The following is a 15,838-nucleotide window of genomic DNA, read 5'->3' on the forward strand; positions in this document are numbered from 1 at the left end:
TTGGCCCCTCCATCATATTTTTTTATTGCAAACGCAACAAAGCTGAGTTAAATTAAATATATGGTATTTTTATTGCATTTGCAACAAAAAATACGCACTAAGGGGTTAATTATGAAGGAAATTCTTCGTGGAATTGGAATGATAGCAAGGGCATTAGATTCCATAAGTAATATTGAATTTAAAGAGTATGACCTTACAAAAGGGCAGTATTTGTACCTTGTTCGAATATGTGAAAACCCAGGCTTCATTCAAGAAAAGTTAGCTGAGATGATAAAAGTAGATCGAACAACAGCAGCTCGTGCTATAAAAAAACTTGAAATCAATGGCTTTATTGTAAAGAAAGAAGATAAACATAACAAAAAAATTAAAAAACTCTTTCCAACAGAGAAAGGGAATAAAGTTTATCCTTTCATAAAAAGCGAAAATGATTATTCCAATATCGTTGCATTAGAGGGATTTTCCAAAAGAGAAGTAGAAACCATTTTCAATCTTCTTCAAAGAGTTAGAAAAAATATAGAAAAAGACTGGGAATTTGTAAAAAAGGGAACAAGAGAAATTATTGATTATATAAAGGAGCGAATATATTTAAATGACTATAAAAAAGTGTACCCTTGAAGATACACGCAAACTTCAAGAAATTAGTTATGAAACATTTAATGAGACATTTAAGCATCAGAATTCTCCCGAGAATATGAATGCCTATTTGGAAAGGGCATTTAACTTAAAACAATTAGAAAAAGAATTATCCAATATTTCTTCACAATTCTTTTTTGTTTATTTTGATAATGAGGTCGCTGGATATTTAAAGGTCAATACCAATGATGCTCAGACTGAAGGAATGGGTGATGAATCACTTGAAATCGAGCGGATTTATATAAAGAACAAATTTCAAAAACTTGGGCTTGGTAAATATCTGTTAAATAAAGCTATGGAAATCGCAATGGAACGTAATAAAAAGAAAATCTGGCTGGGCGTATGGGAAAAAAATGAAAATGCTATTGGCTTTTATCAGAAAATTGGGTTTGTACAAACTGGAGCCCATTCTTTTTATATGAGTGATGAAGAACAAACGGACTTTATAATGACCAAAACACTCATATAACGAATTAAAGAACGGTAAAGGCAAAGCCCATAAAATAACCTTGAATGTTACTGCATGAACGGGTGAGTTAGCTGAAATAACCGAACTGGAACTTATTATTCACTTTGTTATTTTACCCGAATTACATGGAAGATTTTCATGTTACTATCGGGTTTAATTCGGGGTATATTTCTCCTTTCTGATCTCATACTAAAGTTAAGAAGGAGGGGTATACATGGCAAAACGAACAAAGAAAAATGATGCAGATCAAAAGAACAAACAAGGATTTGATTCAAGCAAAACCGATTCAGAATTCTCTAAAGAATTTGGCAGTGCAAACGCTAATCAAGCACATAAAAATAAAGCAAAAAAAGAAAAAGCATCTAAGAATCAAGGTGAATGGAAAGGCATGCATTAACTTATACTTGCCAGACTCACACTGTTTACTGAACTTTATGTAAAGGAGCTTATTTAGATGACTCAATCTAAGCGACAACAAGAACGCCAATGGAAAGATCGTAAACAATCGCAGCATCCACATGGTAAGGTCAATTCCTTTGAACAATTAGCTGAAGATACGGGCAAAAGTGAATCTAAAACTAAGTAAAACTGTTTAAGAATGAGAGGCAATCCCAAAGGGTCAGATCCCCATAATAGTGAGGTCAGCTCCCTTGGGGTAGCCTCTCTTTTAGGTTTACACATTTTTATGGTAATAGTATGGACAATAATTAGGATGTCTTCCCCTGAAGTAGATACTGTAAAAGTCAAAAGACAAAGACTACATAAAATACCGATTATTACAAAACCTTTTAGTAAGGAGCTTTTTGGAAGGGGGGAATGATAAGATATATGTTTTCGTTACGTGGAGATGCTCATAAAATTTATCTTCAATTAAAAAAAGCCTCAATCAAAGACCGAACTTTCAAAAGTATGAAGAAACTAATGGAAGTGGACGAAATTCAAAATTTTTATAGTTCGATTGATAGTGATACGTTAAAAAAAATTTATTATTGTATGATAAAAGAGAAAAACGGATCGGGAATCATTCCTATTATAATTTCCTCTGGGCCTTGGCTTTTTCTTCTATTTTCAAATCAATTGCAGGATTTCCTTTTTAAAGATGGGAGTTTGCTTTGGGTTTTCTTTATTTTAATTTATATTATCATTCTTTCCATTAGTGTGTTTCTTCACTTTCATGAAAGATCATGGTCTTTTGTTCATATTGAAATCATTCAAGAAATTTTACATGAACGAAAAGGGATAAGGGAAAAAGCCTGAGGTTCCCTCAATGGGGAGTTTTGCGGGAAAAACATATACTTTCTCACTGTTTTCTGGTGTATTATTAGCACGAAATATTATAGCAAAATGAGGCATCGAAACCTTTAATGAATAGTGATTATTTTTCTGCATATTCAATCTTAATCCCATTTACTCTTTCATCCAACTCGTAAGTTCGGATGTTTTTTTTATACAGGGGCTTGTACAATTTGATCGTTGATTGGAACGTAGGGCACTCGCTTTCCGCGGGCGGTCCGGGAGCCTCCTGGGGTCTCTCCTGGACACGCTTTTCCCGCAGGAGGCTCGCAAACCCGCTCCAATCAACTTTGTTTTAACTTTTAGAAAGAACCCTTTTGTCTACAAACTGCGCGATTCTTAAAGAAGAATCGCTTTTCTTATTGAACTTACGGGGCAGATTACTTTAACAAAAGTAATGTAATGTATAATAAAAAAGGCGTGTAGTAGAGGAGTCAGAAAATAATATGGAATGTCATTGTGAACAAAAAGAAACAAGTGAGTTAAAAGTTGAAGGTGATGTTGGGGCGGACCCTATATGGTGCAATCAATGTGGTTGTAACTTGGAAATAGAGGATATTCCGATTTCAAATAAGTTAAGTAGAGAATTGATTGAATGGGCAAATATGTATGGTGAATGGATTGATTGGGATGAAGATAAATTGCTTCCTAATGGGATAGAACTTGAAGAAGAACACAATAAACAAGGATTAAATATAACAGAGAAAGTTAAGAAAGAACTTGAAGGGAAATATAGAATTAAATTTTCACCTTCGACAATGGCAAGAATGTATGCCAATAAAAATCATTAATCCTCATTCCACTAGCAGGTGAGATAGATGAATATCGGAGCTGTCTTAAGGCAGCTTTTTTATATGCAACTATCGCGGGAGGTTAGTTCATGAAGGACAAATGAAAGTTTATATCGAAATTAATTAAGTAAGAGATTAATTAAATGTTAAAGAGGTAGAACAATGGCTGTTTCAATCAACCCCATTTCCAAAGATGAAAAGCATATTCTTCAGAATTTATATTCCCTTTATTTACATGACCTTTCGGAGTTTACCGAGGGTTTAGACATATCAACAGATGGTTCATTTGAATTTGATTCATTTGAATTAATTTGGAAGAAGGAAGGATTAACACCATATTTTTTGAAAAAAGATATGAAAATTGTCGGGTTTTTATTACTGTTAGAAAGGCCGTTTTTAAATAAGGACTATGATTACAGCATTAATGATATTTTTATTTTAAAAAAATATAGAAGAAAAGGTGCTGCAATTTCATTATTAAAGGAATTGTTTAAACAAAAAAAAGGTAGTTACTTTGTTGTTCAATTAGCCAAGAATATCCCTGCTGTTATATTTTGGAGAAAGATTTTTAGTGAGCTAAATATAGATTTTGAAGAAAAAAAGCAAATTGTCGATAATGAAGAATGTTTGGTTCAATCCTTTCAAATTTAAACAGATATTAAACAACGGGTGCATTAGCTGAAAATCGCAGCTGTCTTTAAGGCAGCCTTTTCTTTAGGGATCTAAGATTAAAAAGCGATCTTAAGATCTTAATATATTCAATTGATTATAAAAAAGGTTCAGGTTAGCACAACCTGAACCCAAAATATTATTGAGGCGTATTTAGATTTTGTGCCCTTAAGTAACTTACAACTACCTCTCCAATTTGTCTGCCTAACCTTAAGCCTTCGTTGTTATCCACGTTAAAATGTACGCCAGCGTACAAACGAGATTGAGCACTTTCTTCCATTATTTTTTTTATTTCTGAAGACTCTTGAGGGAAGAAATAACTTAATACTGTCTCTGCACATCCCGCCACAGTTGCGTGTGCAGAAGGGTAAGCGGGAAAACGAGGGGTAAACAACACAGTAGACAGATTTCTGCCATATTGATTTGGACGTGCAACATCCCAATGATATTTAAGCAACCACGTGATAACAAAGGTATCATTCATAGCTGCGTGGAAATAACTCTGAACCCTTGCAACACTCGGTGATCCCAGCATAAACTTTTCAGCTAAATTGAAAATTAGAGTGGTAATTTTCGCCGTTAATTCACCTGTTCCCCAATATTGTGCGATGCTTATTTGCTGGGAAGTCAATGACTTTAATGTATCTTCTACAATGAATAACTCTGTTACCCAATCAATATCTAGAGGATTTTTAATTCGCCAAATGATTCGTTGATGAAAGGGGTCCAGGAATTCATTGTCTCTTCCCCTTGAAATAAAAAACATTGGCCAATTTCCTGCTTCTGGAGAACCTTTAGGGGGGTTACTTTCCCCTGGGTAAGGAAATTCTGTCCATCTTCTATAACTTGTTCTCATAAAGACCACCCCCTAATAAATGTTCTCCTTGTTCCTTATGATTAAGAGTAATGAAATATGACCATATAACTTTTTGATCCCTTATCAGAGAGAAAGATCAGGGGTTGAGCCAATTTATGCCTTTATAGCTGATTCTCCCATCTTTAAACATAAATTAACATTTCAAAGTTTTATTTGAAAAACTTCCAAATATTCAAAGGTATTCTAATGATCATATCCTGAAATAATAAAAAAAAAGCAGGAGAAATAATATGAACAGCAAAAAAAGTTATAAAGGATTTATCACTATTTTTATATCTGTCTTAATGTTGAGTCACTCGGTCTATGCGAATGAATGGGAAGATAAAGAAGTACCTATAAACTTTAAAACTGAGATATTACCTTGGGAGATAGTAAACAACACTATTCCTAATAAAACGACTTTCACCATTATAGACATTGAAACGGGATTATCATTTAAGGTTCAACGAAGAGCAGGTAGTCATCATGTCGATGCTCAGCCACTAACCAAGGATGATACTCAGATTATGAAGAAAATTTATCATAATCAATGGAGCTGGAAAAGAAGAGCGATTATTGTATTAATAAATAATCAAATGATCGCTGCCTCTATGAATGGAATGCCACATGGTGCCGGTTCTCTTCAAAATGGTTTTCCAGGCCACTTCTGTATTCATTTCTATGGAAGTTTAACGCATCGTTTAAAAAACGAAGATTCCGCGCATAAATTGATGATACTGAAAGCGGCCGGTAAGCTTGATGAATATTTAGGCACGATAAGTCCCTACGAACTTATCCATATTTTTACCATCGCCATAAATCAAGGAGATCGAAAATTATTATCAATGACCTTATCAAATCCGGATCATTCCAAACGTTTCATTAAACTTGCTGAAAATATTACATATTTTGGGGTTGAAGATTTTTCAAGACAACCACTTGAAGACGCAAACGGGTTAATATTCGTGGATGTACCGGTTCAAGTGAAGATTTATAAAGAGAAAAAAGGGAGTGAAAGCAAAATCATCCATTTTATGATCCGAAGGGAGAGTTTGACTGATCGTTGGTTCATTGATCAAGAGGCGATCTATGAAGCCTTAAAATAAGATTTGTGAAGATACGGAAAAATAAATTCCAATCCATTGTGGGGGTGCATTCTATGCGATTAACATGGATTGCCGGACTTTTACTATTCGTTCAACCTGTGAATATTTCTGAAAGCATATCGGTAACCCACCAAGGACAAACGATTGCCAGTGTCAACCATGCTGATATTACTTTGCCCTTACTGGATGTTCCTATCATGGACGTGGATAAATACAATCAATTTGTCGAAAAAATAGATCGACAAGTGTACCAAAAACCTGTAGATGCCACAATAGACAAACAAGGTAATATTCTTCCTGGGCGGGTAGGTTACAGGCTATACCATCAAGCATTTAAAGAGCAATTTTATTCCTTTTTGTACAGTAGTAAAGCATATAAACTAGAAGTACCTTTGCTTGCTATTCATCCAAAAGTTGACAGCGAATTACTTGCAGAGATTCGTGAAAAAAAGATAGGTGAATATAGAACTTATTTTAATGTGAACAACAAAAATCGTACAAATAATATCTCGCTTGCTACAGAAGCCATTAATAATTATGTCGTGTTTCCTGGAGAGGTGTTTTCTTTTAATCAAGCCGTTGGCAAGAGATCAGTAAATAAAGGATATATGCTCGCTCGAGTTATCGTTAAAGGAGAGTTTTCTGAAGGGATTGGTGGAGGGATATGTCAGGTGTCATCCACCCTGTTTAATGCTATCGACAATGCAGGATTGCAAACTATTCAACGCTATTCCCATACTAGGAGCGTTCCGTATGTTCCATCTGGCCGCGATGCTACAGTAAGCTGGTATGGTCCTGATTTTAGTTTTAAAAACACATACAATCAACCTATTCTAATCCGAGCTACAATCCAAGGGGGAATGGTAAGTATCATGGTTTACTCTTCAGATATGATAAATTATAAGACACGAAAAGTTCCCGCTGCTTCAAATCAGAAATCAAAAGAACAGATTTACCGTTCCTAAAAGTACACTTTTACGAACGGTTACTTTTTTATAAAATCACCTAATATAATATTTCTGAAAAATTTCATTTTCAATCCAACAATATGGACGGAATACGCATTAGCCCCTCCGTTGTATAATTTCTGAGCCTTCCCTTGCACCTAATCTTCGGATTTCTAAATGAATTTCACCAACAATTGAATCCTGATACTAGCTATAGAATGGTTTCCTGGGTGCAGGAGTGACAAACTCCATTATGCCGGCTGGCTTTATCCGATTATTTTTCTTCAATTCCCGGAAGCAAACCAAATTTGTTTATTCTTAATCTGGTTATTAATGCATCGGTATATTGATAATTAATTACCTTATCAAGACCTAATTTATAAAAAACTTTAATAAAGAAAAGGAGAGCACATATTAGCCATGTATAATATGTGCTCTCCTTTTCTTTTTTATTAAACTAACGCATCTGTTAGTTTAAGTAGCCTTTTTGTAGAGTTGACACAAACTGTGCGGTGAACATTAATACACCTTAAGAATAGTAATAAAATAAATGAATGTGGTATCCTATTAATTAGTAATATTATCCAAATAAGTGGATGAATTATTATCGTTAGTATTAGATTTTTTATTCATTGCATCAATGTCACTGCATAATAATACGAAACATACGGACAAACACATTGAAATTTTAAAAGAATACGATTGGTTTACAGCTTTGTATTACAACCCTAAACTAGGCTTTTTAATTAGGACAAACAAATTAGAGGTTACATAGGACAACGTTATTCAATTAATAGAATGATCAAAAAAAACGAGTGAAATGCTCATGTATTCACGTCTCTACCGCACAAAACATTCCTTGGAAATTTGACTGGAATTCCTTAACAACCATTTATACAAACATATCCTTATATAAATAACAACCCAAGGGAGAGATAAGTATTTTTTTATACGTTTATGAAGCAGGAATAATCCTAGCAATGATTGTATTCGGACTCGCTTATGTATTTGTAAAAGGGATAGAGGATAGAACGCAAATCTTACTTCAATTTTCGCTAGGCATATTGATTTTAGTGTTTTCCTTATCTGTGATTGGTGGGTTTGAGGGAATGCCGTATGCTGTGTTGAGCCTTGGAGTATTCACACTGGCGATTCTATACTTTTTCTTAAAGAAATATGTTATAGGAAAGAAAATACTTTTTATAGGGGTTCCACTCATCATCGTTATTCATATATTCATTGGGTTCATCAATCAAGTGGACTACTGGGTAGTGGATAAAGAAAGACTGACGGATGATGAAACCGGGAATTATATTGAAAAAATCGAGAAAGATACATCGATTGTCGGTTACAAAAAGTTTAATGGAGGTGAAGGGGAGGACTTTTTATTAATATCAATGGGTGGTGAAAGAAAGGGAAATACCATTGAAGTGTTGGAAGTGAAAGATGATAGTGAGAAGACTATCATTCGCATTCGGACATCTTATAATAAAAATCCTGAGCCCAATCCGTATATAGCTGTAGCACTTACTCGTATTAAATCAAAGGTAGTCATTTTGGATACGGATGGAACAAATTATGGGGATGGTATATTTGATTAAACCTTTTTAATTTGTTCATACTTGGATGGTTCCTTTTTTTTATGGAACTAAAGGGGCAGGTTTGTTGAAGCAGGATATTTTCTGTTTTAAGCGATTTAGAATTTCAAACAAACTTTACACGAATACAGGTATTGAAAATAACAGGAATATAGGAGGTATGAGATATGAAGATCAATAGAATAAATCATGTGAGTATAAACGTAAATGATCTTTCAGAGGCTAAAGCGTTTTTTCTTGATTTAGGACTTGAAGTACAAGCGGAATGGGAATTGGATGGAGAACAGTTGGACAGAATAGTTGGGCTTAATGATGTTAAAACGGCATGTGTAGGATTGGGGATGCCAGATGGTCAGGCATGGATAGAGCTAGTCAAATTTTATAGGCCTTCAGATGAAAAAGATATTCAGCAACCTTTGGCAAATACGCTGGGTATCCGACATATTTGCTTTGCTGTTGAAGATATTGAAGCTATTGTTGCAAAATTAAAAAAGAAAGGCACGGAAATCTTTAGTGAGATACAGCAATATGAAGAAAGTTATAAGTTATGCTACGTTCGTGGTCCAGAGGGAATTATTTTAGAATTGGCGGAGAAAATCAAATAAATATTGAATGGGACTTTACATGATTTAGACCTCCAACTTTAAAGATTTCTTCTTAAACTATCGGGTGCTTTACTTGAAGAAGTCAAATAAAAAAGTCGGTTCCTTAACGTACAGGGAATTCGACTTTTTTATGTTTGGATTTGCTTAGCGTACAAAATTTCCGAAATGTTGGCGATACCCCTTTATACAACTAACGGGGCAGAATAGTTGAAGAAATGATATTATTATGGAATAAATTAACATGACATTTGGGAAGGTTGAGCAAAATTGGAGATTTGGAAATTAAGTGAAAAAGTATCGGAAATTAGCGATGTAATACCTTATTATTTTTTTAGTCTATTCTTGTCTTGTATCTCTTTTTCTGTTTTTATAATTGTATTTAGTGGAGAACCCTCTTGGTTGCAGTTAATGCCTGTTATTATTTATTCTTTTTATGTTGTTATACCTTATTTACTTTTTGCAGTACCATTGCAAATTATATTTAATAAACGCCCGAGAAAATTTAATGTGTTTTATCTTTTAATTTACACGGTACTTTCTTTTGTAGCAGTATTTTTATTTAATGTAATGTTATTTAGAGTTGAACCTACATATTTAGTTAAAACCCAAATATATTACTGTTTTAGTTTTGCAGCAGCTGCTATTTATTGGTTTTGGGATTCTGTCTTCTTACAAAAGAAAAACTGAAATATCCTAGTTCTTCAGCTAACAGGGTGCGTTAGCTGAAGATCGGAGCTGTCTTTAAGGCAACTTTTTCTTATGGCGCTATCGGGGCAGGATTGTTGAAAAAGGAATTCAACCTATGTTTGTATAAATAGTAATATTTAACAATGTATGGCATTTCTCTAATAGTATTTTAACAGTTAAATTATTTTCTAAATGGGGAGGGGCATTTTTGCAAACTTTTTTTAGATATAACTGGATGGTAAGATTAGACTGGTATCGTTGGTGTGAAGAGTTAAGTGAAGAAGAACTTCTGCGGAACCGAACGGGTGGAATGGGAAGTATATTGCATACACTTTTCCATATTGTTGATGTCGAATGGAGCTGGATACGTCTCTTACAAGGTAAAACTGACTTTCAGGAGAGTTTCGATAGTTATAAAAGCTTGAACAAAGTTCGAAAATTGGACGCTGAATTTCATTTAGAAGTGGAAAAATTTGTTAACAACTGGGATGCTAGTATGGAAAATCAATTATTTTATGATACCTTGCAAGATGGAAAAATTGTGACAGATACTTGGGGTGAAATAATGCGACATACTATTGCTCACGAAATTCACCATATAGGGCAATTATCAATTTGGGCAAGGGAATTAGGGAAAAAGCCTGTTTCTGCAAACCTTATAGGTCGGGGTCTTTCCTCTCATTCCAATAAATAATTCAAATAGATATTAATTTAGTCGGTTTCTATATATATTGGGTGTAATCCTTCAATTAGAAATCGCCTTTTCGAGGTTCTGCTGCAGGTGCTGCAGGTCAGTTTTGTTAAGCAATATCAGTTTGTGAAGAATGGTACTTAAAGTAACAGGTGCGTTAGTTCCTTAAGAAAAAGTAAAAAAAGTCGATTCCTTAACGTTGAACTGACCCCATAAAGTTAGACAGGTTATTTCGTTAGGCAGCCCGTTGGGCATGAGCTCGGTATTGTACCGGGCTCATGCCTTTTAATTTGCCTTGATTCGTTTGTGTTTATAGTATTCTATACATTTTGCTAGTTCTTGTTTCTAAGGATCGTTTCGTGAGAAAAGCCCGCCTCTTCAGCACGCATTGCGAAAACTGAAGAGCCGGACTTAACATAAGTTGAAATCATTTCACTTCTACCCATCCGTTTTTAATAGCTAGAACAACAGCTTGTGTACGGTCGTTTACAATCATTTTTTGAAGAATGTTAGTCACATGGTTTTTTACTGTTTTTTCACTGATATATAAAGTTTCGCCGATGGCACGGTTGCTTTTTCCGTATGCTAAAATTTGAAGAACTTCACACTCGCGTCGAGTCAATAGGTGAAGCGGTCTTCTGATCTCTACAGCATGCACTGAATCACGATCAGTAGCTAAATGGCGATATTCTTTGACTAGATTATGTGTCATCTTCGGATGAAGGTATGAGCCATCTTCTGCTACTGCACGAACAGCATCAATTAACGCATCTGCGTCCATTTCTTTCAACAGATAACCTTGTGCTCCTGTTTTCAATGCATGCTGTACATAGTTTTCATCATCATGAATCGATAAAATGATGACTTTCGTTTCAGGGTAACGGTTTACAAGCATTTTAGTTGCTTCGATACCATTCATATTCTGCATGTTGATATCCAGGATAACGAAATCTGGTTTGTGTGTGCTAACAAGATCCATAGCCTCGCTTCCGTCATCGCCTTCGGCAACAACATCAAAGGATGATTCAAAATCTAATATACGCTTAACGCCTTCACGGAAAAGCTGATGGTCATCGATAATGATGATACTAGTCTTCAATGGCTTCTTCCTTCTAATTTATTTAAATGCCTATTCTCTAAAATTTATAAATGATAGGGAATTCCTTTTCAGCAGCATTTACAAAGAATAGCATATTTTTTCGTTTTGGGGATAATCCTTTTTCTTAGCTTGATTGCGATGTGGCGGTACCCCTATAGTAACTAAATTGTAAACGGATTGTTATACAGATAGCATTGTTGGAGGAGACTTCATTGTATATAATTAATCCTCGTTAGGAGTGTTGAAAGATGATAAACGTAACAGTAGATAAGTTAAAATTCAAGAAACAATTATCGATGCTTGAACAAATCACACTGAAAGATTTTCTGTATACCTGGGTAGGTAGCTCAAGCAAGGGATTTGATGATTTTTTTCACCTTGAGTACACAGAAGATGTATTTGCCAAAATAGAAAAAATGACGAATGACACCGATTTGTTAATTTCTGATGATGAGTATTTCAGATACATAACATTGACGGAAGATAATCAATTTGTGATAGGTGTTTTAGATATGAATTCAGAATTAAAACATAGAATAATTTCACTAGATAAGTTTAAATAATTCTTCGTTTTCTTTAACCCATACAAAAAGAGGCAGCGTGGTACGTTGTCTTTTTTATTTGTTCACTATATGTCATTGTTTGTTATACCTTGGATAATGATATTAAACGAGAAAAAATATTAAAAGGGCCAGATGTAAAGAAGGAAGACGTTCTACAAGATGCATTAGATGAGATAGTACGAAGTGATTACTTTATGGCGAAAACCGACCAAGGAGAGTATAGGATAAATTCTTCCTTAATATACAGGTTTTGCATGAAATGCATTGTTATAAATACCATACTGACCATAAATGGCTAGTGAGTAAATAAAAGGTTATTTCTTTGCATAGTTTTCTTAAATTTTGTTGAATAACTTGAATATGGGAGAGAAGATTAATGTCAGAAACGTATCGTTCTCGTCAGGAACGAAAACAAGTGGAAAAAACAAAACAAGATCAAAAAAAAGATAAAAATTCCCCTAAAAGAAGGTCTTTCTTGAATAAAGTTTTACTTTGGTTTTTACTGTTAGGTGTTGTTTCAATTGGAATAGGGGCAGTTACGGTTGCAGCAATGATTAAGGATGCACCTAAAATAGATGCTTCAAAACTAGTCGATCCGCTTTCTACCAAATTATACGATAAAAACGGGAATTTCCTTTACGAATATGGTAAAGAAAAGCGGACAAAAATTGAGTATTCTCAAGTTCCAAAAATGTTGGAACATGCTTTCATTGCCACGGAGGATGCACATTTTTATGAACACAATGGCATTGATATAAAAGGAACTGCAAGAGCAATCTCCAAGAACCTAATAGGGGATTTCGGATCTCAAGGCGGAAGTACCATTACACAGCAGGTCATTAAAAACTCCTTTTTGTCACCTCAGAAAACAATAAAGCGGAAGGTACAGGAATGGAGCTTGGCCTATCAGCTTGAGCAAAAGTATTCCAAACATCAAATCTTAATGATGTATTTAAATAAGATATACCTTGGAGACGGGACATATGGTGTAGCAGCTGCCGCCAAAAATTACTACGGAATCGATGCCGATCATCTAAATAAATTAACGCTTCCGGAGGCCGCTATGTTGGCGGGGCTCCCACAGAGTCCAAGTAATTACGATCCCACTGAACCCGAACATGTGAAAGCTGCAACAAATCGTCGTAATATTGTTTTAGAAGCTATGTATAAACAAGGGTATATTACGAAAAAGCAATTGGAGGATGCAAAGAAGGTTTCAGTTACAGCAGGACTTGTTCCAAAAACGAAACAGCAAGGAATGCCGTACGAGGCGTTTTTGGACGCTGTTGTAAAAGAAGTTGAAAGAAAGCTGAAAAATGTAGATATCAGTTCGGATGGATTATCTATTTATACGACGCTAGATCCAAAAGCTCAGACCTTTGCGGACAAAATAATGAACACCGATACGATTATTTCTTATCCAAATGACAATTTTCAAGGAGCTTTCGTATTTTCAGATACAAAAACAGGAGAAGTTCGAGCTATTGGAAGCGGTCGAAACCAATATAAAGCTTCCTTCCGAGGCAACAACTTTGCGGTTGATATTAAACGTCAACCAGGATCTACTTTCAAGCCAGTCTTTGATTATGGTCCGGCTATTGAAAATTCAAAATGGTCTACAGCACACCAAATTAATGATCATGAGATAACCTACTCAAATGGTCAGTCTATTTCTAACTGGGATCATCAATATCACGGAATGATGTCGATTAGAACAGCACTTCAATGGTCATACAATATTCCAGCACTTCTTACCCTTCAAGATGTGGGGATGGATAAAGCACAAAATTTTGCAGAAAATCTGGGTATTACTTTTAATAATAATAAGGTGTATGAATCATATGCGATTGGAAGTAATACGGTTAATCCATTAGAGTTGGCAGGGGCATATAGTGCTTTTGGAAATAACGGTGAATTCAATACACCACATTTTGTTCGTAAAGTTGTCTATCCTGATGGCAGAGTTGTTAATTTAACTCCAAAGCCAAAACGTGCTATGCATGATTACACAGCTTATTTGGTGACGGATATGTTACGGACAGTCGTAAAATCTGGTACAGGAAAAACAGCAAATGTCCTTGGACTAGATGTGGCTGGAAAAACTGGCACAACCAATTTTGACAGTAAAACCAGAGCACAATATGGATATCCAACCGGTGCGGTAAATGATAGTTGGTTCGCTGGTTATACACCGCAATACACTATGGCGGTTTGGACTGGATATACTAAAAATGGTCCAGGTAATTATATGGATGGAAATACAACTAAAATCTCACACCAAATGTTTAAGGCCATGATGGAAGCGTTTGGAACAGACCAAAGTAGCTTCCAGCAGCCTAGTGATGTTTACCGGGTGAATAATGAACTGTTCATTAAAGGTGCAAATCCTGAAGAAGCTCCACCTGTTATAAAAAATAATAAAAATAAACCAATAGAGGATAAAAAACATAAAAAAGAGGAAGAGAAGCATAAACAACAAGAGGAAAAGAAACATAAAAAAGAGGAAGAGAAGCATAAACAACAAGAGAAAAAGAAACATAAAAAAGAGGAAGAGAAGCATAAACAACAAGAGGAAAAGAAACACAAACAATAAAGATTTTTAGGATGGGATCGCATTGGTTCCATCCTTTTTATGATACACATAAGAGAATGTGAAGGTTTCTACTTAAACTATAGGGTGCGTTAGCTGAAGATCTGAGCTGTCTTTAAGGCAGCTTTTTCTTATGGAACTAAAGGGGCAGTTTAGTTCAACAAGAAAAATTGGCTCATAATGATTGTTGTTCTCATAGTGGTATTTTTATTGAAAGTGTTATCTGTAAATTATCGGAATATTATTGGTATAAAAAAACTATTCAACTAATAGGTGCTTTACTGTAATGCAGAGGTTGCTACCGCAGCCTTTTTCTAATGGAACTAACGGGGCATGATAGTTGAACAAGCAAATCAATGTCTATGCTACAATTATTACAGGCGTAGCCATTAATATAAGTTGATGTTTGGGAGTTCACTATGGGAAAAATAAAAATAGCTTTATTACACCTATTGCCTATCGCTGGTGATGTGGAGTATAACCAAAAACTAATTGAACAAGCCATTCATATAGCATCAAATAATAATGCCGAATGGATTATAACACCCGAACTATGTGTTAGCGGACTTCAATTCAATCATAAGATTGGGACTGGATGGATTAACCGGCAACCTGATGCTTGGATGGGTAATTTGAGCCGTAAACTAAAGAGTTTGAAAAGCACTGTATTTTTGGGTTGCCCTGAAAAAGGCAGTAACGGAGAGTTGTATAATTCTGTGTTTGTCATAGATAAACAAGGTCATTTATTAGGCAAACAGAGAAAAATAAGTGTTATTGATGATTGGTCAGCATCAGGGGATGTAATAGAGCCAATAAAAACAGACAATGTTGAGATTGGTATTATGATTTGTGCAGACGCCTATCCCAAAGATATTGCTTACAGCTTATTTGAGAAGGGAGCAGAAATATTAATTGCACCGTCTTCCTGGGGTCCCGGATTACACGGTCCAGAGGGAGAATGGGAACAAAGGTCATTAGAAACAGGACTGCCCGTATTTGTCTGTAATCGTACTGGAGAAGACGAAACTGTCCGTTTTTGGGATGCAGAAAGCATGATCATAAAAAATGGAGTACGCCTTTTGACACATAAATCAAAACAATCAGCCATCCTTACTTTTGAATGGGATTTACAAAGCATGGAATTAATATCCCCTCATTTCGATATCGATTACATATAATGAGTACATACTAATATACTACACTCTTGTTGAATTAAAGGGTGCTTAGCTAAAGATCGAAGC

18 protein-coding genes and 1 pseudogene are annotated in these 15,838 nt (G+C 35.1%); 16 read left to right on the forward strand and 3 right to left on the reverse strand.

Features of this window, described 5'->3' with window-relative positions; genetic code table 11:
• Positions 1-111: 111 nt before the first annotated feature.
• From ACWF5P_RS15400 to ACWF5P_RS15430, 7 genes are all read left to right on the forward strand, one after another.
• Positions 112-615, forward strand: coding sequence for a MarR family winged helix-turn-helix transcriptional regulator (locus ACWF5P_RS15400; protein WP_452445040.1), 504 nt, complete (start codon positions 112-114; stop codon positions 613-615).
• On the forward strand, positions 590-1,102 hold the full coding sequence (locus tag ACWF5P_RS15405) for a GNAT family N-acetyltransferase (RefSeq protein WP_452445041.1): 513 nt from the start codon (positions 590-592) through the stop codon (positions 1,100-1,102). The genes ACWF5P_RS15400 and ACWF5P_RS15405 overlap by 26 nt, the downstream gene beginning before the upstream one ends.
• A gap of 214 nt (positions 1,103-1,316) precedes the next feature.
• Positions 1,317-1,499, forward strand: a complete 183-nt coding sequence (locus tag ACWF5P_RS15410; protein WP_034310968.1) for a hypothetical protein — start codon at positions 1,317-1,319, stop codon at positions 1,497-1,499.
• 57 nt (positions 1,500-1,556) lie between these two features.
• Positions 1,557-1,688, forward strand: coding sequence for a DUF6254 family protein (locus ACWF5P_RS15415; protein ID WP_452445042.1), 132 nt, complete (start codon positions 1,557-1,559; stop codon positions 1,686-1,688).
• A gap of 242 nt (positions 1,689-1,930) precedes the next feature.
• On the forward strand, positions 1,931-2,359 hold the full coding sequence (locus ACWF5P_RS15420) for a hypothetical protein (protein WP_452445043.1): 429 nt from the start codon (positions 1,931-1,933) through the stop codon (positions 2,357-2,359).
• A 482-nt stretch (positions 2,360-2,841) separates the two neighbouring features.
• Positions 2,842-3,186, forward strand: coding sequence for a hypothetical protein (locus ACWF5P_RS15425; protein WP_230177719.1), 345 nt, complete (start codon positions 2,842-2,844; stop codon positions 3,184-3,186).
• A gap of 162 nt (positions 3,187-3,348) precedes the next feature.
• Positions 3,349-3,837, forward strand: a complete 489-nt coding sequence (locus ACWF5P_RS15430; RefSeq protein ID WP_230177717.1) for a GNAT family N-acetyltransferase — start codon at positions 3,349-3,351, stop codon at positions 3,835-3,837.
• Between the two features lie 157 nt (positions 3,838-3,994).
• Here the strand turns inward: ACWF5P_RS15430 and ACWF5P_RS15435 are convergent, their stop codons facing one another.
• Positions 3,995-4,711, reverse strand: coding sequence for a phosphatase PAP2 family protein (locus tag ACWF5P_RS15435; RefSeq protein ID WP_434168553.1), 717 nt, complete (start codon positions 4,709-4,711; stop codon positions 3,995-3,997).
• A 251-nt stretch (positions 4,712-4,962) separates the two neighbouring features.
• On the opposite strand from ACWF5P_RS15435, the gene ACWF5P_RS15440 reads away from it, so the two are divergent.
• From ACWF5P_RS15440 to ACWF5P_RS15465, 6 genes are all read left to right on the forward strand, one after another.
• Positions 4,963-5,817 (forward strand): hypothetical protein, encoded by an 855-nt coding sequence (locus tag ACWF5P_RS15440; RefSeq protein WP_434168554.1) that lies wholly within the window; start codon positions 4,963-4,965, stop codon positions 5,815-5,817.
• A gap of 53 nt (positions 5,818-5,870) precedes the next feature.
• On the forward strand, positions 5,871-6,782 hold the full coding sequence (locus tag ACWF5P_RS15445) for a VanW family protein (RefSeq protein ID WP_452445044.1): 912 nt from the start codon (positions 5,871-5,873) through the stop codon (positions 6,780-6,782).
• A 953-nt stretch (positions 6,783-7,735) separates the two neighbouring features.
• Complete coding sequence (locus ACWF5P_RS15450; RefSeq protein ID WP_434169606.1) at positions 7,736-8,365, forward strand: YesK family protein; 630 nt, start codon at positions 7,736-7,738, stop codon at positions 8,363-8,365.
• 164 nt (positions 8,366-8,529) lie between these two features.
• Positions 8,530-8,967 carry a VOC family protein gene (locus ACWF5P_RS15455; RefSeq protein ID WP_434168556.1) on the forward strand — a complete coding sequence of 146 codons (438 nt, stop codon included), beginning with the start codon at positions 8,530-8,532 and terminating at the stop codon, positions 8,965-8,967.
• A gap of 267 nt (positions 8,968-9,234) precedes the next feature.
• Entirely contained in the window at positions 9,235-9,654 is a 420-nt protein-coding gene (locus ACWF5P_RS15460; RefSeq protein ID WP_434168557.1) for a UPF0715 family protein, read from the forward strand.
• A gap of 208 nt (positions 9,655-9,862) precedes the next feature.
• Positions 9,863-10,348, forward strand: a complete 486-nt coding sequence (locus ACWF5P_RS15465) for a DinB family protein (protein WP_434168558.1) — start codon at positions 9,863-9,865, stop codon at positions 10,346-10,348.
• Between the two features lie 232 nt (positions 10,349-10,580).
• On the opposite strand, the pseudogene ACWF5P_RS15470 reads toward ACWF5P_RS15465, so the two are convergent.
• Together ACWF5P_RS15470 and ACWF5P_RS15475 are read right to left on the reverse strand one after the other, a co-directional pair.
• Positions 10,581-10,690 (reverse strand): annotated as a pseudogene (locus ACWF5P_RS15470) (IS3 family transposase); the annotation flags it as partial.
• 82 nt (positions 10,691-10,772) lie between these two features.
• Entirely contained in the window at positions 10,773-11,444 is a 672-nt protein-coding gene (locus tag ACWF5P_RS15475) for a response regulator (RefSeq protein WP_434168559.1), read from the reverse strand.
• Between the two features lie 248 nt (positions 11,445-11,692).
• Between ACWF5P_RS15475 and ACWF5P_RS15480 the strand changes: the two genes are divergently transcribed.
• The 3 genes from ACWF5P_RS15480 (at position 11,693) to ACWF5P_RS15490 (ending at position 15,775) form a co-directional block, all read left to right on the forward strand.
• Positions 11,693-12,007: a hypothetical protein gene (locus tag ACWF5P_RS15480; protein ID WP_434168560.1), complete on the forward strand. Its 315-nt coding sequence runs from the start codon at positions 11,693-11,695 to the stop codon at positions 12,005-12,007.
• 376 nt (positions 12,008-12,383) lie between these two features.
• Positions 12,384-14,600, forward strand: coding sequence for a transglycosylase domain-containing protein (locus ACWF5P_RS15485; protein WP_452445045.1), 2,217 nt, complete (start codon positions 12,384-12,386; stop codon positions 14,598-14,600).
• A 416-nt stretch (positions 14,601-15,016) separates the two neighbouring features.
• Complete coding sequence (locus tag ACWF5P_RS15490) at positions 15,017-15,775, forward strand: carbon-nitrogen hydrolase family protein (RefSeq protein WP_452445046.1); 759 nt, start codon at positions 15,017-15,019, stop codon at positions 15,773-15,775.
• Positions 15,776-15,838 lie beyond the last annotated feature (63 nt).

The sequence above is a fragment of the Peribacillus sp. NPDC055009 genome, assembly GCF_053608705.1.